We start from the raw sequence: 21,099 nt of genomic DNA, 5'->3' as shown, positions 1-21,099 counted from the left end.
CGCAACTTGAAATGCACTAGTTGCTTGCGCCGAGTTCGGATGAGCCGCTGTTACGCCGCGCGCTTGATCGCGTGAAGCCGCCCCGAGCGAGCCGTCTCGCAGCCTCCTCGGCCGCCTGCGTGCGCATGGTGGCCGGATCGAGCACGACACGCAGCGGTTCGCCCGCATCGACGGGATGCATGCGTGCGTCGTCCTGCCCGTCCTCCGCCGCCTCTTTTGCCTTTTCCTCCCGCAGCTTCGCGAGATAATCGAGCAGCAGGACCTCGCGCCGAAGCCTCTGCTTTTCCAGCAGCCGCGCCTGCAGCGCCTCGACCCGCGCCTGCTCGCGCTCCAGCGCGCGTTGCGTCAGATAGCCCGTCAGCGGGTCGAAATCGCGCGTGACGTCGAAGCCGCCCTCCTCCGCCGACGAGAAAGCCAGCGCGATTTCCGGTTGCGGACCGGCGGCCGCCTCTTCTCCGGGATCGAAGCTCAGCCGCGCGTCGCCCGCGATCGTGCCGGCGACGAGATCCATCGCGGCGTTGAGGTTGACGGAGAAATCTCCGACCCGCGCGCTCGCATTCGACAGGCGGATTTCACCGCCCGAAACCGAGACCGCATAATCGGCCGGCGGCAGCACCGTTTCGCCGGTCAGGAGTGTTTCGCGGGCAACCCCGCGCATCTGCTCTACGGTCATGTCGTAGCCGACGATGTCGGCCTCCGCGATCAGGTCCGCGAAACCGTCCGCATTGACCCCTCCGACCGTCAATTGCCCTGTCGACAGAACGCCCGAGCCGGTCAGTGAGTCGAGCAGCGCGGAATTGCTGCGGCCGGTTCCGGTCAGTTGCAGCGCCAGGCCGGTCGTCCCGGCCATCACCCGGCCAACAGCTGGCGCGAGTTGCGCAACCGACAGATCGCCCGCCGTCAATTGCGCGTTGAGCAAGGTCAGTCCGCCATCGTTGCGCAGCGAGATCAGCCCGCCAAACGTGCCGCCGCCATAGCTGGCCGTGACGTCCCTGAAGGCCATCTCGTTGTCGCGATAGACGAAGGTGCCGGACACGGCCTTCACGGTCGCCTCGCTTGTCGGGAAGGTCACCTCGCCGGCGGCCAGCCCGACCTCGATATCGTGGCGCGGCAGGATCGGCGGTCCGAATTCACGCTCCAGCGCATCTTCCGGGTCCGCGACACGGATCGCGGCGGCCGGATCGCCCGTGATGATGGCGAAGAACGGACCGGCATCGACGAATTCCAGCGCCAGGTCGCCGCGCACGACGGGGATCTCTTCCGGCATGGATAACGTCAGGTCGCCGGTGATCCGGCTTGCATTGAGCACCGCATCGATCTCGCGCAGCACCGTCTTGCCGCTGCGCTGCGAGATCGCGGCGGAAATGTCCGCCGTCGTGCCGAGCCCGGTTCCGGGAAAGGCATAGCCGAGCGTCAGCAGCCAGGGTTCGATGTCGTTCGCCTCGATTTGCAGCTGGCCCGTGAACCCGCTCGACAGGATGTCGGTCGTCAAAACGCCGTCGAGATCCGCCACCATGTCGCCGCTGGTCAGCGTGAACGCCGATTTCATCCCGTCGAACAGGCTGCCGTCGATCCGCGCCGAAACGGCAAGCGGCCCGGGGCTCTCGACCGTATGGGTCGTCAGGCCGGCCTGCGCGAACAACCGCTCCGCCGCCTCGTTTTCCAGCGAGGCGTTGAGGAAAACCGAAGCCTTTTCGGGATCGCGCATGTCGCCCTTGGCCGTGCTGGTCACCGAGAGTTCGGTGCCGCCGGTCGAACCCGAAACGGACAGGCTGGCCTCTCCGACGAGCGAGGCCTGTCGCGCCACCGTGCCGACGATATCGAGCCGCGTATCCGCAAAGGCGCGAGCGTTGCCCGCCGCGATCTCGCGCAGCCGGGCGAGTGCCTCGACATCGGGGAAGCGTTCGGCCAGTCCCTCGATCAGCCGGTTGCCGTCCGGCGCGACGATGGTCGCATCGACGCCCGATCCGAGCGCCTCGTTGCGCCGGTCGAGGCTCGCCGTCGCGGAGATCGACGCGCCGAAAAGCCCGGTCACGGACAGGCGGTCGATTTCCGTCTTCAAATCGCGCGACCGGATCGACGCGTCGAGCGTGTCCAGCTTGATGCCGCGAATGTCCGGGGCGACGAGGTTGAGCGAGATGTCGAGGTCATGGTCGGCATAGCGCGCCGCGCCGTCGCCGCCGACGAACATCGCCGACAGGGCTTCCAGCGCATCGAAGTCCAGCTCCTCGCCCCGCAGCGAGAGGTCCAGCGTCGCCCGCCGCGACGGGTCCGAGATGCGTTCGAGCCGCCCGCCGAGCCGCGCCGGTCCGAGGATCACCTCGAGATTGTCCACCGTCTGGCGGTTGGGCTCGAAGGAGACATCGGCGGCGAAGCCCGCAGTGGGCAACCGCCGGATCGCCTCGTCGGCGGCCCCGGTCAGCCATGTCGCGAGGCCGGAAGGCTGGCGCGACGCGACGACCAGCGATCCCGCGAAACGCGCCGCCTCCTCGTCATTGTCGGCGTCCGGCAATTGAAGGACCCCATCGGCCTCGACCGTCGTGCGCCCGGGCAATTGCGCCTCGAATCCGGTGACCTTCCACCGCCGCCGGCCATCCCCTTCCTCGGTGTCGTCCGGCGAGGCCACGAGCTTGATGTCGCGGATCGTCGTGCCGCCCGCGATGATCGCCGGCAGGTCGACATCGAGGCTGCCCGGAACCGGCGGAAAAGGCAGCGCGGCGACGATCGATTCGATACGCGCCAGCCGCTCGGCAAAGGTCAGGCCGGCCGCGCTCTCCTCTTCGGCTGCCGCCGTATCCGGAAGCGTGACCTGGTTGCCCGTCACCTCGACATGGTAGCGCGGGTTCGCGCCGCCCGTGATCCCGGCCGCGCCGGTGATCACATAGGGATCGGCGACCGGTCCGAACTCGCCGCGATATTCCTCCACCTCGACGCCGCGCGGCGAGGCGGCGAATTTGCCCTCCACCTCGTAGCGCTTCTCGGAACCGCCCGAGAGCGGCCTCACCACGAAGGTTCCGTTATAGGGCGCGGCCGAGGCGATTTCCGGTTCCGCGACACGCCCGTCGACCGACAATTCGATGCCCTGGCGCTCCATCTCCAGCACCGTGCGCAGCGAAAAGCCTTCGCGTGACAACCCGCCGGTGGTGACCCGGAAGGCCAACGGCGTGGTCTTCATCCATCCGCTGCCGTCGAGCCGGTAAGGCCCGAGCAGGCTGTCGGCCGAGACAGACGCGTTGATGCCGTCCATCGCCCAGTCGCGCCCGTCGATCTCGTCGCGCAGCGTGATAGACCCGTTGATGATCGAGGCATTCTCGAGCACGACGCGCGTCGGGCTCACCGGCCCGGTCGATGGCAGTGCCCAGTCCGGCAGCCCGCGCTCGTCGATGGACATCTCGACCACCGGATTGACCAGCCGCATGTCGAAGATCAGCAGTTCGCCGCTCAGGAACGGCGCCAGTTCGGCATCCATGGAGAAACGGTCGGCCGTGGCGAGCGGCTTTTCCGGATCGCCGACGCGCACATCCTCGAATGTGACGGAGGGAAATGGCAGCAGGCGCGCCTTCGCCTCGCCGGACACGGTCACCTTCTGGCCGAGAATGCGCGTCGCTTCCTTTTCGAAATCGGCGCGATAGGCGTCCCAGTCGATAAAATACGGCCCCACCAGCGCCGCGATCAGCGCCAGAACCAGAAGACTACCCAATATGACTAAAAGCCGCGCCAGTTGCCTGCTCCCTGGGGCCGAGCCGCATCACCCGGCCGGGCACGGCCGGTGACTGCCCTTGCGCATGATGCGCCACTCGGCGTCAAGATCAAGGGTTACGAAGCCCGCAACCCTACAACGTGACAATCTTCCCCGGATTCATGATGTTATCGGGATCGAGCGCACGCTTGATCGACCGCATCACGTCCAGTGCGCCGCCCAGTTCAAGTTCCAGGAACTTCATCTTTCCCTGGCCGATTCCGTGCTCGCCCGTGCAGGTTCCACCCATCGACAGCGCCCTGATGTTCAGCCGCTCGACGAATTTCTCCAGCGCCTCGATTTCCTTCGGATCGGTGTCGTCGACCAGCACCGAGACGTGGAAATTGCCGTCGCCCGCATGACCGACGATCGGCGCGATCAGCCCGGCTTCCTCGATATCGGCCTCGGTCTCGGAGATGCAGTCGGCAAGCCGCGAGATCGGCACGCAAACATCGGTCGCCACCGCCTTGGCGCCGGGGCGCAGTTGCAGGCACGACCAGTAGGCGTCATGTCGCGCCTGCCAGAGCCGCGCGCGTTCCTCCTCGCGCGTCGACCAGATGAAACCGGAACTGCCGAGCTCCTCGGCGATCTCGCCGAACGTCTCCGCCTGTTCCTTCACGCCCGCATCGGTGCCGTGGAACTCGACGAAGAGGCAAGGCGAAACCGGTAGATCCAGCTTCGAATAGTCGACCATCGCCTTCATCTGCAATTCGTTCACCAGTTCGATCCGCGCGACCGGCAGGCCCATCTGGATCGTCATGATCACGGCATGCGTCGCCGCGTCCAGCGTCGGGAACGGGCAGACACCCGACGAGATCGCCTGCGGAATGCCCTGCAGGCGCAGCGTCAGCGAGGTGATGACGCCGAGCGTACCCTCGGATCCCACCATCAGCCGGGTCAGGTCGTAGCCGGCCGAGCTCTTCTTGGCGCGCTTCGCCGTGGTGATCTTGCGGCCGTTCGGCATGATGACATCCATCGCCATGACGTTCTCGCGCATCGTCCCGTAGCGCACCGCATTGGTTCCGGAGGCGCGTGTCGCCGCCATCCCGCCAATGCTGGCGTCGGCACCGGGGTCGATGGGGAAGAACAGGCCCGTGTCGCGCAGATAATCGTTCAGCTGCTTGCGCGTGATGCCCGGTTCCACCACACAATCCAGATCCTCGGCATTCACCTGGATCACCCTGTTCATCCGGCTGAAATCGATGGAGATGCCGCCCGCCGGCGCGTTCACGTGGCCTTCCAGCGACGTACCGGTTCCAAACGGCACGATCGGCACCTTGTGCTGCGCGCAGACTTCCACAATGGCCTGCGCCTCCTCCGCGTTATCGACGAAGACCACGCCATCCGGCAATTGCGAGGGAATATAGGTGGTGGTGTGCGAGTGCTGACGGCGCAGCGCCTCGCCTGCCGAAAACCGCTCGCCGAAACGCTGCTTCAATATGTCGAGCGCAAGGGCGATGCCGCTTTCGTTGCGTTCGGCCGGCTTGATATCATTGAGGGCCACGTCTTCCTCCCGACAGTCGATATGCCGCGTCGCCCGTCACGGGGCATGGTTGCGCGGAGAATGTTTCTAGGTCCGCCCTGCGATGCGCGCAATGGCGCCGTCACGCATAGTGGTTCGAGATCACCGCCTCGGCGATTTCCGATGTGTCGATCACGCCGACGATGTTTTCGGTGCGCGGCACCACACCCGGCCCCGCGACCACGATCGCATAGGACCGGTTTCGCTGGTTCATGCGGGTGATCACCGAGTTCAGGATATGGGTCTGCGACGCGATCACATAGTCGCTCGACATGATCTCGCGCAGGGTCTGATGCGCCCGCCGGTCCGCCATGTAGGGGATCGTGCCGAACCGGACGAAACCGGCAATACGCCCCTCGTCCTCGACGATCACGTGGATCGGTCCATCCATCTCCGCGGGCAGCGCCTTGAGCGCGTCCGACACGGTCATGTCGATCGGCAGAACGATGAAATTCGTCGCCATCAATTCCTTTGCCTGGCGCACGAGATACATGTTCGTGTGCCGGATTTGCGGGATCGGCCGGCCGCGATGGCGCAGCTTGATCGTGTAGATGTTGTCGGCGATCAGCCAGCGCCGCACCCCGAGCGCGATCCCGACCGCCAGAACCAGCGGCACGATGACATTGTAGTCCCGCGTCATCTCGAAGATCATCACGATGGCGGTCATCGACGCGCCCGTCGCGCCGCCGACCAGCGCGCCCATACCCACCAGCGCGAATTCCGCCGGCGCAAAGCCGCGATCCGGGAAAAGGGTCATCCCGATGACCCCGACGGCGCCGCCGAGCGCCGCGCCGATGAACAGCGACGGCGAGAACACACCGCCCGAAGCACCCGCGCCGAGGCTGATCGAGGTTGCGAAGATCTTCGCCGCCAACAGAAGCAGCAGCAGCGCCAGCGTGTAGGGCTGGTCGTTCAGGATATCCTGGATCGTCGCGTAACCGACGCCATAGGTGTGATACTGGCCGGTGACCAGGAAGAAGCCGTATCCGAGAACGCCGATCATCAGCATGCCGATGATGTTCTGGGTGTATTCGTTGCCGGGCAGCTTCGGGAACGTGTCCTCGCACCAGGCAAGCGATCGGATGAACGCCCAGGAAGCGATGCCGGCGAGCGCGCCAAGCACGGCGAATGCGATCAGCTGGACGAAATCCACGGCCTGGTGCACTTCGAGATTCGCCAGCGGCACGATGAAGGCCGGGTCGAGACCGAAGGCGATCCGCCCGGCATAGGTGGCTGTCGCGGTCGCCACCACGACCGGCAGGAAGGTCCGCGTCGAGACTTCGGGCAGCAGCATCTCGACCGCGAAAAGCACGCCGCCGAGAGGCGTGTTGAACGTCGCGGCGATACCGGCTCCCGCGCCGGCCGAAAGAAGGGTGATCTTCTCCCATCGCGCCAGTCTGAGCATGCGCGCCACGGTCGAACCGAATGACGCGCCGATCTGGATGATCGGTCCCTCGCGGCCGACCGATGCGCCGCTGCCGATGGAGATGGCCGAGGCGAGCGACTTCACGATGGCCACCACGCCGCGCACATTGCCCTTGGCGTGGTAGATCGCAAACATTACTTCGGGAACACCGTGCCCCTTTGCTTCGGGCGCAAATGTCTTCACCAGCCAGACGACGATCAGCCCGCCGATAACCGGCGCGAGGATGATCGCGGGCCCGAACGGGCTCGGCGCATCGAACAGATTGGCGTCATAGACCGTCGAAAAACGCCCGTAGAAGAAGAGGTTGTGAACGACCGAGATCAGAATTCGGAAGACCACCGCACCCGCCGCTGCGACCAGGCCGATCGCAAAGGCGATCATGCAAAGGAGCGGCAGGGAGACGATCCGCGATTCATGGGGAGGCAGATCGGTGGAGGTCGTGCTGAGTTGCAGACGGTCTAACAGGGGCATGGTGCCGTTTTCTTCGTTTCTTGTTACGGCCGAAAGCGGTCGAAAGGGAAAGGACCGTCTGCGCGAAACGCTGAAATCGGCAGAAATGCGCCAGCGGAGCCCATGGAAAGCCCTCTCCTGAACCGCGCGGCAGCGAAAATCAAGGCACGGCGGGCATATCGCCTGCGGATCGCCCAAGGCGACCGCTTCATTCCCGCCGTGAAGCGCTCTACTATGGCGCCGCATTCGCAACTTCACGCTTACGGAGTCGGCCGCGGCGGTACCATGTCAGACACGCCTTCACCCCTGCGCCGCCTGCTGGCAATGCTCCAGACGGGCTTCTCGGCGGCCCTGTCCGAGATGACGACGAACCTGCGCGATTTCACCGGCCGCCGCCTGCCCGCGGTCTGGCTTCTTTCGGTGATCATCGGGCTGGTCGTCGCGATTGCGGCCGTGCTCTTCCGCGAGGCCATCGGGCTCGTCCAGTTGCTGTGGCTCGGCACCACGTCGGAATCGGTGGTCAGCGCCGCCGCCGGCATTCCGAAGATCGTCATCTTCGCCGCACCGGTCGTCGGCGGCCTCGTCGTCGGCATATTGCTGCAGACGATCCAGTCGAAACAGCGAACCTTCAGCGTCGCGGATGTCATGGAGGCCCGAGTCCTCGGCGAGCGGGGTCTTCCCTTCTGGCCGGGAATCTCGTCGGCCCTCATTACCGCCCTGTCGCTCGGCTCCGGCGCCAGCGCGGGCCGCGAAGGGCCGGTCGTCCATCTCGGCGCGACCCTTGGCTCGACCCTGTGCAGCCGGCTGCACCTGCCGGATTCCGCGCGCCGCGTCCTGCTCGCCTGCGGCGTCGCCAGCGCGGTCTCTGCCTCGTTCAACGCCCCGATCGCCGGGATGATCTTCGCCCACGAAGTCGTGCTCGGCCACTATGCGCTGTCGGCCATAGTGCCCATCGTGCTTTCCTCGGTTGTCGGCACGCTCGTCACCCGCTTCTGGTTCGGCGATGTCGCGGCCTTCATCATCCCGGACCACCAGATCACCTCCTACTGGGAGTTCCCGGCCTTCGCGCTTCTCGGCGTCACCTGCGCCGTCGTCGCGATCCTGTTGCAGTTCTCGCTCGTCGCGACGGACTGGGTCGCGCGCCACATCAACATGGCGACATGGCTGCGTCCCGTCGTCGGCGGAGCGGGCGTCGGCGCGATCGCCGTTGTGTTTCCGGAAGTGCTCGGCGTCGGCTACGAAACGACCGACGACGCGTTGAACAACAATCTCCCGCTTCGAATGATGCTGATGCTGCTCGTCGCCAAGACCGCGGCGACCGCGATCACGCTTGCCTCGCGGTTCGGCGGCGGCATCTTCTCGCCGTCGCTCTATCTCGGCGCCATGGCCGGCGGCAGTTTCGGGCTTATCGCCGCCTCGGCGTTCCCGGAACTGGCCTCCAGCGAAGGGCTCTACTCGATCCTCGGCATGGGCGCCGTCGCCGCCGCCGTTCTCGGCGCGCCATTCTCTACCATCATGATCGTGTTCGAACTGACGGGCGGTTATGCATTGTCGATCGCGCTGCTTCTCACCGTCGCCATCGCCTACGGCATCAACCAGGCGGTTCATGCCCATTCCTATTTCCAGTGGCAGCTCGAGATGCGTGGCCTTTTCGTCAGCGAGGGACCACACCGCGCCCTCACCCGCTCGCGCCGCGTGATGGATTTCATGGATCCGCTCGATCCCGATGCGGAACCGGAACAGTACGATACCGAATCCGGCACGCCCACGCTGAAGCGATCCGACACGCTGGAAGTCGCGCTGCGCCTGTTCGACAAGGGCGGGCATGCGCGCCTGCCTGTCATCGACGACAGAGAGCCCGAAAAGATCGTCGGCTGGGCGACCCAGGTGCGCGCGCTGCGCTATTTCAACAAGGCTCTCATAGACGCTTCGGTCGAAGAGCACAGATAAGCCCGGCCGGCCCAAAGCGGCGCTTGGTTAACGCGTGGTTCATCTGTTTCGGCGACTCTGCATACACCGCGTGCTGAAGTTGTGGTTCGGCGCGCCTGCAACTTTTGGATTGCGGCAGGGTAGTGATGAACAACGGATCGCGAACTGACACGGCGGCCCTCCTTCCGGAAGGCGCGACCCTCGACGACTACAAGAATATCGTTTCGGGCTCCGCCGGGTGGATCTGGGTCACCGACAAGGACCATCGCTTTACCTTTATGTCTGGTGACGTGGAGGAAATCACCGGCGTATCCCCGGAGGAGATGATCGGAAGATCGCGCCGGGACATCTTCCTCAACCATACGAAAAACAAGGAAAAATCCGAAGCGCATCTCGAGGTGCTGGAACGCCGGGAACCTTTTCGCGACTTCATCTACGAATTCGTCGATCCGCGCGGCCAGGAACACTGGATTTCCGTCTCCGGCCATCCGGTCTTTGGAGAGAACGGCGAATTCGAAGGCTATCGCGGAACGGGAAACGACCTCAGCGACATCATCTCCATGCTCGAGGAAATGAAGCGCGCGCGCGACGAGACGCGCCGCCTGACCCAGATCATCGAGGCCAGCCTCGACGCGATCGGCTCCGGCGTCGTGATCTATGACGAAAAAGACAGGCTACTCTACACCAACCGAGCGATGCACGATCTCTATCCGGGCGTAGCAGACATGCTCGTTCCCGGCGCCGAACTGTCGACGGTCATGCGCGCCTCCATCCTGCGCGAGGTCTACGCCACGAATCTGAAGGCCGAGGATCTGTCGGAAGCGGAACTCGACGAGGAAATAGCCGACCGCGTCGCCAAACATCACAAGACCCATTTTGAGATTGTTGAACAGCTGCGCGACGGACGCTGGTGCAAGATCGACAACCGCCGCCTCGAAAGCGGAATTTTCATCGGTATACGCACCGACATCACCGCCGAAAAGGATCACGAACTCCAGTTGGAGACGGCTCAAACTCAGACCGAGAAATCCTTCCGGCTTCTGCAGACAGTCCTCGACAATGTGCCGATAGGCATCGTCGTCTATGACGACAAGGACCGCTTCCTGCTCTCAAATCGCCGGTTGCAGGAAGACCAGCCGATTCTCGGTCCCGCCATGCGGCCCGGCCAACCGCTCTCGGCGGCGGTCGATCTGGCGCATGCCAAGGAACTGTGGCGCGACAGCGAAGATCCCGAAATAGACATGCTGCACGACACCAATCCGTCGGAGTGGAAACGGCGCAAGCTGGATGAGTATCATCAGCACCGGTTTGAATCGCTGCGCCGCGCCCGTTCCGGCAACTGGCACAAGGTCGTCAACATCAGAACCGAAGACAACATGCTGATCGGCCTCAGGATGGATGTCACGGAACTGAAGGACCAGCAGATCGCGCTTGCCGAGCGTGTCCGCGAGAACGAACTCTACCAGAACATCATCGAGGCGATCCCGGCCGCGATCTACGCCAAGACACCCGATCTCCGGCTGATTTACGCCAATTCCGGATGGGAGAAATTCGCCGGCGTCACGGTCGCCGAGAGCATGGGCAAGACCGATCTGGAGGTCTTCGGCGAAGCCGGCCATGAATACATGCGAGCCGACCGGAAGGTGCTGGAAACCGGCGAGGTTCAGCAACTCGAGGAAATCGGCGTCGGCGAAGACGGTTCGCCGCAATACCGCCTTGCACGCAAATCGAAGGCCGTCGGCTCGGACGGGTCGGTCTATGTCGTCGGCATCACGACCGACATCAACGAGATGAAGGCGCGCGAGAACGAAGCCATCGCCGCCCGCACCAAGGCCGAGCTCGGCCAGAGCATCCTCGACCGGCTCTCAAGCCCGGTTCTCGTGAAGGATACCGACGGCGTCTGCGTCATCGCCAACAAGGCGTTCGCCGAACTTCACAGCCTGTCGGTCGACCAGATCGTCGGCAAGAGAGCCATCGACATCGTCGGGCCGCAAAACGCCAACCAGGCCACGATGTTCGAGGACGAGGTCATGAAGACCGGCACGACCTTCGCGCACGAGCACGACATCCGGCGCGCCGACGGCACGGTCTTCGCGGCCAAGGCTTTCAAGTCGCGCGAGCAACTGGCCGACGGCAAGAACTACCTCGTCATCCGCATCGAGGATATTTCCAAGTTCAAGGAACGTGAAAAGGCGCTCCGCGACGCCCAGATCAAGGCCGAGAACGCCGACCGCGCCAAGTCGGAATTCCTCGCCAATATGAGCCACGAGATCCGCACGCCGATGAACGGCGTTCTCGGCATGGCGGAATTGTTGACCGCCACCGATCTCGACAGCAAGCAGCGCACTTTTGCCGATGTCATCATCAAGTCGGGCAACGCCCTCCTGACGATCATCAACGACATACTCGACTTCTCGAAGATCGATGCCGGCCAGATGGAGCTCGATCCGCAACCCTTCGAACTGCGCGAGGCCGTCACAGACGTCGCCACGCTGATGACCGCACGCGCGCAGCAGAAAGATATAGAGATGATCGTTCGCGTCGACCCGGCGATCCACGACGCCTATGTCGGCGACGTCGGTCGGCTGCGCCAGGTCATCACCAACTTCGTCTCGAACGCGGTCAAGTTCACAGAGTTGGGCCACGTGCTGATCAACGTGGACGCCGTCGATCTCGGCGACGAGGCGAAACTGACCTTCCGGATCACCGATACCGGGATCGGTATCCCGGAAGACAAGATTGCGACGGTCTTCGAGAAATTCTCGCAGGTCGACGGCTCGTCCACCCGCCGCCACGAGGGCACCGGTCTGGGGCTCGCCATCTCGTCTTCCATCATCAGCCTGATGGGTGGGGAATACGGCGTCGAAAGCAAGATCGATGAAGGCTCGACCTTCTGGTTCTCGATCACGCTTCCCAAACACGGCGAAATCAGCCGTCCGGAACTTCCCTCGACCGATGTGACCGGCGCGCGCGTCCTGATCGTCGACGACAACTCGGTGAACCGCTCCATTCTGATGGAGCAGATGAACGCCTGGCGGTTCGACAGCTGCGCGGTCGGTTCCGGCATCGAGGCACTGCAGGTCCTGCGCGAGGCGAAACGCCTCGACGCGCCCTTCGAATGTATCGTGCTCGACTATCAGATGCCGGGCATGAACGGCACCGACGTCGCGGCCGCGATCCGCTCCGACAGCCGCCTGAGCGACACGCCGATCGTCATATTGACCTCGGTCGACAATGGCGTTTCGCCGGACGAGATCCGCCGCCTGCGCATTCACAAGAACCTGATGAAGCCGGCACGATCGTCGCATCTGTTCGATGCGATGGTGAACTCCATCGTCTCTTCGGAACGGACCCGCGATTCCCGGACCGCGAATGCACCCTCGCCCGCGGCAATCGCCCCGGAAGAGGTACCGGAAACGGCAAGCACGCGCCCGCTTCGGGAAAACCCCGCGCTTGAGCCAGCCCCCGGCGGCCCCGTCGCGCAGGCGAAGGACGCGGAACCGGAAGCGACCGATTTCGCTCTCGATGTCCTGATTGCCGAGGACAACGAGGTCAACCAGCTCGTCTTCTCGCAAATCCTGCTTGATTCCGGCTTCTCCTTCGAGATCGTCGGCGATGGCAGACAAGCCGTCGACACCAGCGCCCGCAAGCCGCCGCGCCTTATCCTGATGGATGTCTCCATGCCGGAACTCAACGGGTTGGAGGCGACGGAAATCATCCGCAAGCGCGAAGAGCTGAACGGCCGCAGGACGCCGATCGTCGGCGTCACGGCGCATGCGCTCAAGGGTGACCGCGAGAAGTGTCTGGAAGCCGGAATGGACGATTACCTGTCCAAGCCGATCAGCCCCGACACCCTGCTGGCCAAGGTCAATGAGTGGCTCTCCAGCAGCCACTTCAGGGCACACAACCTTTAAGGCATCGCATCGTCTTCCCGACTGATGCGGTTTCGTGCGCCTCCTGCCTGTGGACCGTGCGCAAACCGGTTTCCGTCCGGCCCGCGAATCCTCTATCGAGGGGTGGGCCGGCGTCTCTGCCGGCTGTCCTCGAACCATCACCGCAGCGAGCCCGGCCTTGAAAGTCGACATCGACATGGGAACGACCGCCATGCATGACGCGGCGAAGCTCGATATCGAGGAACTGCTGGCTACACGCCTGCTCGTCCAGGGCAATTCCGGATCCGGCAAATCGCATCTGCTGCGCCGTCTGCTCGAACAGTCGGCCAAATGGGTCCAGCAGGTCGTCGTCGATCCGGAAGGCGATTTCGTCACGCTGGCCGACGCCTTCGGCCATATCGTTGTCGATGCCGACCGGTCCGAAGGCGAACTGATCGGCATCGCCAACCGCATCCGCCAGCACCGCGTCTCCTGCGTGCTGACGCTGGAAGGCCTCGAGATCGACGACCAGATGCGCGCCGCCGCGACATTCCTGAACGCGCTGTTCGACGCGGACCGCGAATTCTGGTTCCCGGTCCTCGTCGTGGTCGATGAAGCGCAGATGTTCGCGCCCGCCGCCGGCGGAGAAGTCGCCGAAGACGCGCGCCGCGCATCGCTCGGCGCGATGACCAACCTGATGTGCCGCGGCCGCAAGCGCGGGCTTGCCGGCGTGATCGCCACGCAGCGCCTCGCCAAGCTCGCCAAGAACGTCGCGGCGGAAGCCTCCAACTTCCTGATGGGGCGCACCTTCCTCGACATCGACATGACCCGCGCCGCCGATCTTCTCGGCATGGACCGCCGCCAGGCCGAGCAGTTCCGCGATCTTCAGCGCGGCTCCTTCGTCGCGCTCGGGCCCGCCATGTCGCGTCGCCCGCTCAAGGTCACGATCGGCCCGGTCGAGACCGGCGCGCGCTCGTCGAGCCCCAAGCTGATGCCGCTTCCCGACGCGCCGCAGGACGTCGAAGACCTGATCTTCACGCCGGCTCCCGAGGATTTCGCCCGGCCTCCCGTCACGCGCCGCGCCGCGCCACAACCGCGCGCGACGACCGACATCATGGAGGACCTCGCGCACGCCGCGTCAGTCCAGCAGGCCGAACCGGAAGCCGAAACGCCCGGACGCCGCCCGCCGATGGACGCCGAGGAACTTGAGGTTTGGATCGCCGAGACGCTCGCCGCCATCACGGCCAGCGCGGAGTCCGCCTTCCGCTCCGACTCCGAACTATATCAGGATTTCCTGATGCGCGGCCGTATGCGCCGCATCGCCGGCGCGCCGCTCTCCATGGGGGAATTTCGCTTGCGCCTTGCCGTTGCGCGCTCGGGCGTCGACGAGGAAACGGCCTCCGGCGAAGCCTGGCAGACGGCGCTGTCGCTCGCCACGGGCGTGACCGACGATCTCCAGGGCGTCTTCCTGATGCTGGCGAAAGCCGCGATCACCGCCGGGCCATGCCCTTCCGACGCAGAGATCGCCCGCGCCTACGGCACCCATTCCGCGCGCCGCGCACGACGCTTCCTCGACTGGTTCGAGGAACAGGGCCTGATCGTCCTGCACCAGGACCACACCGGCAAACGCATCGCCGCCTTCCCCGACCTTGACGCCCAGACAACCGGCGGCAACGCCGACGCACCGCTCAGCGACGGAAACGGGCGGGTGGAAGCGGCGGAGTAGCGATTATCGACGCTGCGAGGGCGAACCGGCGCTGCCTCACTCGGTGATTTCCACCCCACCGCCTTCGGAGCCATCCAGAAACCGGACGCCGCGCGATTCCAGTATGAGCCGGAAGCGCCGGACGATCTCGGGCAGCGCGCCCTCATTGCCGTTCTCGAAGCGCGTTACTTCCAGCCCCGACACATCCGCCAGCCGCGCCAGTTCGCGCACCGACATCACGATACCCGCCCGCGCCATCCGGCACTGGGCCGGCGTGATCAATTCATCCTCGTCCACGGACAGGGTCTCCAACCCTGCCCAGTCGAAGCTGTTCCGGCTGCCGCGTCTTCTCGTCATGGGTGTTCCGGCGTCGCCTCGGCATCATCCTCCGTTTCGGGGCTGAGTTCGCGTGCGGAGATGAAGGTGTAGAACATCGGCACGACGAACAGCGTGAACATCGTTCCGATGAGAATGCCCGAAAAGATCACCAGCCCCATCGAGTTGCGCGCGGCCGCGCCGGCGCCCGACGACAGGATGAGCGGCACGACGCCGAGCGACATGGCCGCCGTGGTCATCAGGATGGGCCGCAGCCTGACCTTCGCTGAGGCGATGATCGCATCCAGGCGCGACAGGCCATTATGCGTCCGCTGCTGGTTGGCGAATTCCACCAGCAGGATGCCGTGCTTGGTGATCAGTCCGATCAGCGTGATGAGACCGATCTGGGTATAGATGTTCAGCGTGCCGAGGCCGAGATTCAGGGGCACGATCGCGCCGAAGATCGATAGCGGCACTGCCATCATGATGATCAGCGGGTCGCGGAAACTCTCGAACTGCGCCGCCAGCACCAGGTAGATGACGACCACAGCCATCGCGAAGGCGATCAGGATCGTGTTGCCCTGCTCCTTCTCCAGCCGCGACTGGCCGGAATAATCCACGAAGAACCCGTCCGGCAGCGCCGCCTGGGCGATCTCCTCGATCGCCTGCAGGCCATCGCCCGTGGTCACGCCGGGAAGCGGCAGCGCCGAGATCGTCGCGGAATTGAGCTGGTTGAACTGCTCGATGGAGGCCGGCGACGCCGCCGTGGAGACCGAGGTCACCGCCGAAAGCGGCACCATCTCGCCGGTCGCGCTCCGCACGAAGAAATCGCCGAGACTTTCCGGGTTCTCCCGATACTCGCGCGGCACCTGCGTGATCACGTCGTAGCTGTTGGAATCGCGGTCGAACTGGGCGACCGCACCGCCGCCGACAAGCACGCCGAGCGTCGTGCCGACCTGGCTCGCGGGGATGTTGAGCGCCGCGGCGCGTTCCCGATCCACCGACACCGTCACCTGCGGCGCGTCGAAGGCGAGCGAGTTCTGCACGACGATGAACCGTCCGGATGCCTGCGCCTTCTGCCGGATTTGCTCCGCCACCTCGTAGACCAGGCTGGGATCGCCGGTCGACTGGATCACCACGGAGATCGGCAGCCCGCCGCCCGCGCCCGGCAGGGATGGCGGCGCGAAGACCAGCGCCTGGACCCCGGTGATGGAGGACAGGCGCGCCTGGATGTCGCCCTGTATTTCCTTCTGCGACCGGTCGCGTTCGCTCCAGTCGTCGAATGCCCAGACCGCGATGCCGCTATTCGTCTGGCCGCCGAAACCGACGATCGAGAAACTGGCGTCGAGTTCGGGCAGATCCTTCGTCTTCTCCCGCATCTCGTCCACATAGACGGTCGTGTAGTCGCTCGTCGCATAGCGCGGCGCCGTGATCAGCGAGAACAGCGCGCCGCGATCTTCCTCGGGCGCGAGCTCGGTCGACGTCTTCACGAACAGGAAGCCGGTCAGCGTCACCAGCGCGATGACGATCATCAGCGTCACCGGCCGGTATTTCAGCGACCCGGAGACCAGCTTTTCGTAAAAGTTCTCCAGCCGTTCGAAAGTCCGGTCGACAAAGGCCTGGAAGCGGCTTTCTCCGTCATGCGCCAACAGCCGGGCGCTCATCGACGGCGTGATCGTCAGCGCCACGATACCTGAGATCACGACCGCGCCCGCCAGCGTGAAGGCGAACTCCTTGAACAGCGAACCGGTCAGCCCGCCGGTAAAGGCGAGCGGCGCGAACACGGCGGCAAGGGTCAGCGTCATGGCGACGACCGCGCCCGATATTTCGCTCATGCCCTTAAAGGCCGCCTTTCGCGCGGTCATCCCCTCCTCGATATGACGGTGGATATTCTCCACCACCACGATCGCGTCGTCGACAACAAGGCCGATCGCCAGAACCATGGCGAGCAGTGACAGGAGGTTGATCGAATATCCCATGCCGAGAAGCAGCCCGCAGGCACCGATCAGCGAGAGCGGGATCGTCACGATCGGCATCAGCACCGATCGGAACGATCCGAGGAAGAGCAGGATGACCACCACCACGATGGCCACCGCCTCGCCGATTGTCTTGAAGACCTCCCCGATCGACGCGCTGATGGCCTCGGTCGCGTTGTAGACGAGGTTCATCTCCATGCCTTGCGGCAGCGTCGCCTGGATGGCCGGCAATTCGGCGATGACCGCGTCCGCCGTGTCGAGCGGGTTCGCGGCGGGGGTCGGGAAAATGCCGATGAACGTGCCGGGTTCGCCGTTGAAATTGACCACCATGTCGGTGCTCTCGGCGGCGAGTTCGACATCCGCCACGTCGCGCAGCCGGACGAGTTCGTCGCCGCTGGACCGCAACGGCAGCGAACCGAACGCCTCCGGCGTCCTGAGCGTCGTTTCCGTCGTGATCGAATAGGTGACGTATTCGTTCTTGGTCTTGCCCGGCGCGGACAGGAAGTTGGCCTGGTTGATCGCGCCGACGACCTCCGCTGCGGTGACCCCGCGCGCCGCGAGGCGTATCGGGTCGATCCAGACGCGCATCGAATAGTTCGCCGCGCCCATCACCTGCACCTCGGCGACGCCCTCGATGGTCGACATGCGCGGCCGGATGACGCGCTCGATATATTCGGTGAGCTGTTCCGCCGACATGTTCGGGTTCTGCATCGCGATATACATGATCGCGAACTGCTGGCCCGTACCCTTGACGATGGTCGGGTCCTTCGCATCCGAGGGCAACTGCCCGCGGACCTGCTGAACCTTCGACATCACCTCCGTCAGCGCGACGTCCGGATTGGAGCCGAGCTTCATCTGCACCGTGACGACACTGGCCGACGGCCGGCTTTGCGATGTCACGTAGTCGATATTCTCGGTGGTCGCGACAGCGGCGGCGATCGGCGACGTCACGAAGCCCTGGATCAGCTCCGGCGACGCGCCCGGATAGACGGTGGTCACCGTGATGACGGTTTCCTCGACCTCCGGATACTCGCGCACCGCAAGGTTGAAGATGCCCTGGAAACCGAGCAGCAGGATCAGGATGCCGAAGACGGTCGCAAGAACCGGCCGCCGGATAAAGAGCGCGGAAATATTCATTGCGCGCTGTCCTTCGCCCCGTCGGGCTGAACGGAGTTGTTGATCGTCACGCGGGCGCCGTTGGACAACCGGTTCTGCCCGGCATTGACCACCTCGTCACCGCCCGCCAGACCGTCGAGAATTTCCACGGTGCCGTCGGAGCGCCGTCCCGGCTTCACGAAGACCTGCTCGACCGTCAGCGTCGGCTCGGCGTCGGAATCCCCTTCGGCCTCGACGGATTTGATCCGGAAGACGAAGTCGCCATAGAGGCTGGCGACAAGCGCCGTCTGCGGGATGACGACCACGTCGTCCTCGACCGGAAGGCCCACGCGCACGCGCACGAACTGGCCCGGGTTCAGCCGTCCCTCGGGATTGGTAATTTCGGCGCGCACGGAAACGAGCCGGGTGGCCGGATTGATCTTCGGATCGATACCCGTGATTTTTCCCGTAAAGGGCAGATCATCCTCGCTGAGGCCGATGCGCACCGGCTGGTCGATCGCCAGCAATTCGAACTGCTGCTCGGGAACCGTGAAATTCGCGTTCATCGTCTCGAGGTCCTGCAGCGTGGCGACGACCTGGCCGGGCGAAATATACTGGCCGATATCGATCTGCGGGATACCGATGGTCCCGCCGAAAGGCGCGCGCAGCTGCTTCTGGTTCAGCACCGCCTGCAGTTTGGTCACCTGCGATGTCGAAGCCGTCGCGGCCGCCTGCGCCGTTTCCAGCGTCGATTGCGAGCCGACGCCCCGCTCCTGGAGTTCGCGCGCACGCACCAGAGACTGCTCGTTGAGGCTCAGCTGGGATTTCGCCGACGCGAGATCGGCCTGCTGCACCTCGTCGTCGAGCCGGACCAGGAGGTCGCCCTCAGAGACCGTCGCATTGGCTTCGAACTGGATTTCCTTGACCACGCCGGGCACTTCCATCGTCAGGTCGACGCCATTTGCCGCGTTGACCGTCCCGATCGCCCTTATCGCCGGCTCCCAGGAAACGGACTGGACCTCGGTCGTCGAAACCGCGACCGGCGGCTGCTGCATGTTGGCGAAGAAATCCTCGATCGCCTGATCGCGGAAGAGGTTGAAACCCACCAGTCCGCCGCAAATCACGACGAGCAGAATGAAGGCGATGATGAATCTCTTGATCATGAACGGGGTCCGTTGTCGTTCGTTGGACGGCGGCAGCACCCATCCAGCTGGAAAGGCAGTTGCGGTCCGGGACAGTTTACTGTACCGTCTGGACGGTAAAGTCAATGGGAGGTCGCAGATGGCGCGTGGAGAATCATCGCGCGAGAAGATCCTGACGGCGGCCTCCGAACTGGCCATGAGCGATGGCGCCGCGCATCTCTCGCTGGACTCGGTCGCCGCCCGCGCCGGCGTGTCAAAGGGCGGCCTGCTCTACAATTTCCCCAACAAGGCGGCACTGATGCGTGCCCTCGTCGAGCGTTTTCTGGATGAATTTCGCGCCGAGCTGGACGAAAAGGCCGACCGGTTGCAGGGAAACGATTTCGCGGCGCGTTACATGGATCAGGTCGTCAGGACGCTGGACGAGAAATCGCCGCCGTCATCGGGCCTTCTGGCCGCGCTGGCCGAGGATCCGTGCCTGCTGGCGCCGGTCAAGACGTTCAACCGCGAGCTTCTCGACCGGATGCTCCAGGAAACGCCCGATCCCGGCGCGGTGCTCACCCTGTTCCTCGTTCTGGAGGGCATGAGAGCCCAGCAGGTCTTCGGAACCGCCATTCTCGGCGAGGAGGAACGCCGCCTCGTTCTCGATAAGATCGCATCGATGATCGGAGCGGCGTAAGCCACCTACCCCGGTCGCTGATCGAACGTCTCCACCGCCTCCAGATGCTCGTCCCAATTCGCCTTGTCGGCAAAGAAGATGTGCCCGTCCGGCTTTATGTCGACCGGCGTGTCGAGGCAGCCCGCCGGCACGACCACGGCTTCCTCGCGGGCACGCGGCATCGGCGAGCCGCAATCCGCGCAAAACGCCTTCATGAAGCGCGTGCCTGGCACCTCGAACAGCTTCACCTTCTCCTCGCCGGAAAGCCATGTCAGCTTGCCGTTAAAGGAGAACAGGTTCGACGCATGCGCCGTCCCGGAAAACTTCCGGCAGCGGCTGCAATGGCACAGGAAGAACTTGTCGAAATCCCCATCGATCTCGAACGCCACCGCGCCGCAAAGGCACGAGCCGGAATGTTTATGGGTCATGTCTGTCTCCTTCCATGCGGCTCTCGCCCGAACAATCACTCCGGAAACCGTTTAAACGGTCGGGTCGTATCGCGCAGCACCAAATCTCGGTCGCGGTCGTGACTTTTCATGCAACAATGAAACTTACGTGATATTGACAACGCCGTTTTCATGTATCAATTGAAGTTCCATGAAACCCCGAACGCCATCATCCCTTTCACGAACCGCTGGAACCGACATGACCGCACCGAGTGAATCCGAAACCTTCTGGGAAGACCTTTACCGCGACGCCTCTCCCGAAACCTCCGGCCGCCCCTCCACCGTCCTCGTGCGATATGCCGAGAAAAGAACGCCGGGCCGCGCGCTTGAACTGGGATGCGGCAAGGGCGACGACGCCGTCTGGCTCGCCGGGCGCGGCTGGACCGTCACCGCCGTCGACGTTTCGGCGACCGTCCTTGGCTTCGCCCGCGCCAATGCCGAACGCGCCGGTGTCGCCGACCGCGTCACCTTCGCCCGCCACGACCTGTCGCAGACATTCCCGCAAGGCGAATTCGACATGGTCTACGCAATGTTCCTGGAATCGCCGGTCGAATTCGGCCGCGCCAACGCGCTGCGTCAGGCGGCTTCGGCTGTCGTGCCGGGCGGCCTCTTGCTGGTCGCGACCCACGGCTCCGCCCTGCCTTGGCGTTCCGGCAATCCCGACCACGTCTTCTCCACGGCGGACGAAGTCCTCGCCGGCATGGCGCTGGACATGTCAGGCTGGACCACGGTTCAGGTCGGCCCGCTCACGCGGCAGGCGACCGGCCCGGAAGGCCAGACCGCCGAGGTAATCGACAACCTGATCGTCCTGGAACGGCGCTGAACCG

The 21,099-nt window shown here is 64.4% G+C and carries 12 protein-coding genes; 5 read left to right on the top strand and 7 right to left on the bottom strand.

The features are described 5' to 3' along the window. Window positions 1-16: 16 nt before the first annotated feature. The 3 genes from ACQK2M_RS09250 to ACQK2M_RS09240 form a co-directional block, all read right to left on the bottom strand. On the bottom strand, window positions 17-3,721 hold the full coding sequence (locus ACQK2M_RS09250; RefSeq protein ID WP_425420012.1) for an AsmA family protein: 3,705 nt from the start codon (window positions 3,719-3,721) through the stop codon (window positions 17-19). 112 nt (window positions 3,722-3,833) lie between these two features. Next, window positions 3,834-5,243, bottom strand: a complete 1,410-nt coding sequence (locus tag ACQK2M_RS09245) for an FAD-binding oxidoreductase (RefSeq protein ID WP_425417547.1) — start codon at window positions 5,241-5,243, stop codon at window positions 3,834-3,836. A 100-nt stretch (window positions 5,244-5,343) separates the two neighbouring features. Then, complete coding sequence (locus ACQK2M_RS09240) at window positions 5,344-7,158, bottom strand: chloride channel protein (RefSeq protein WP_425417546.1); 1,815 nt, start codon at window positions 7,156-7,158, stop codon at window positions 5,344-5,346. Window positions 7,159-7,422: 264 nt separating this feature from the next. Between ACQK2M_RS09240 and ACQK2M_RS09235 the strand changes: the two genes are divergently transcribed. The 3 genes from ACQK2M_RS09235 (at window position 7,423) to ACQK2M_RS09225 (ending at window position 14,664) form a co-directional block, all read left to right on the top strand. Continuing rightward, entirely contained in the window at window positions 7,423-9,087 is a 1,665-nt protein-coding gene (locus ACQK2M_RS09235) for a chloride channel protein (protein ID WP_425417545.1), read from the top strand. Between the two features lie 125 nt (window positions 9,088-9,212). Beyond that, window positions 9,213-12,980, top strand: a complete 3,768-nt coding sequence (locus ACQK2M_RS09230) for a response regulator (RefSeq protein WP_425417544.1) — start codon at window positions 9,213-9,215, stop codon at window positions 12,978-12,980. A 157-nt stretch (window positions 12,981-13,137) separates the two neighbouring features. Beyond that, entirely contained in the window at window positions 13,138-14,664 is a 1,527-nt protein-coding gene (locus tag ACQK2M_RS09225; protein WP_425417543.1) for a helicase HerA domain-containing protein, read from the top strand. A gap of 36 nt (window positions 14,665-14,700) precedes the next feature. On the opposite strand, the gene ACQK2M_RS09220 is transcribed toward ACQK2M_RS09225, so the two are convergent. The 3 genes from ACQK2M_RS09220 to ACQK2M_RS09210 are packed head-to-tail and all read right to left on the bottom strand — an operon-like array spanning window position 14,701 to window position 19,192. Next, window positions 14,701-15,000 (bottom strand): transcriptional regulator, encoded by a 300-nt coding sequence (locus ACQK2M_RS09220; protein ID WP_425417542.1) that lies wholly within the window; start codon window positions 14,998-15,000, stop codon window positions 14,701-14,703. Then, on the bottom strand, window positions 14,997-18,071 hold the full coding sequence (locus tag ACQK2M_RS09215) for an efflux RND transporter permease subunit (RefSeq protein ID WP_425417541.1): 3,075 nt from the start codon (window positions 18,069-18,071) through the stop codon (window positions 14,997-14,999). Before ACQK2M_RS09215 ends, ACQK2M_RS09220 begins: the two co-directional genes overlap by 4 nt. Beyond that, a complete protein-coding gene (locus ACQK2M_RS09210; RefSeq protein WP_425417540.1) occupies window positions 18,068-19,192 on the bottom strand; it encodes an efflux RND transporter periplasmic adaptor subunit in 1,125 nt (374 codons plus the stop codon). The genes ACQK2M_RS09215 and ACQK2M_RS09210 overlap by 4 nt, the downstream gene beginning before the upstream one ends. 118 nt (window positions 19,193-19,310) lie before the next feature. Between ACQK2M_RS09210 and ACQK2M_RS09205 the strand changes: the two genes are divergently transcribed. Beyond that, window positions 19,311-19,847, top strand: coding sequence for a TetR/AcrR family transcriptional regulator (locus tag ACQK2M_RS09205; RefSeq protein ID WP_223475657.1), 537 nt, complete (start codon window positions 19,311-19,313; stop codon window positions 19,845-19,847). Window positions 19,848-19,852: 5 nt separating this feature from the next. On the opposite strand, the gene ACQK2M_RS09200 is transcribed toward ACQK2M_RS09205, so the two are convergent. Continuing rightward, window positions 19,853-20,254: a GFA family protein gene (locus ACQK2M_RS09200; protein ID WP_223475658.1), complete on the bottom strand. Its 402-nt coding sequence runs from the start codon at window positions 20,252-20,254 to the stop codon at window positions 19,853-19,855. A 217-nt stretch (window positions 20,255-20,471) separates the two neighbouring features. Here ACQK2M_RS09200 and ACQK2M_RS09195 point away from each other — a divergent pair, with 217 nt between their 5' ends. Next, the gene (locus ACQK2M_RS09195; RefSeq protein ID WP_425417539.1) at window positions 20,472-21,095 is read left to right on the top strand and encodes an SAM-dependent methyltransferase; all 624 of its coding nucleotides are present in this window, start codon (window positions 20,472-20,474) and stop codon (window positions 21,093-21,095) included. Window positions 21,096-21,099 lie beyond the last annotated feature (4 nt).

It is taken from the genome of Oricola indica, assembly GCF_965227485.1.
Classification (GTDB): Bacteria; Pseudomonadota; Alphaproteobacteria; order Rhizobiales; family Rhizobiaceae; genus Oricola; species Oricola indica.
Note: the sequence above shows the minus strand (reverse complement) of the source record. Positions and strands in the feature narration are given on the sequence as shown.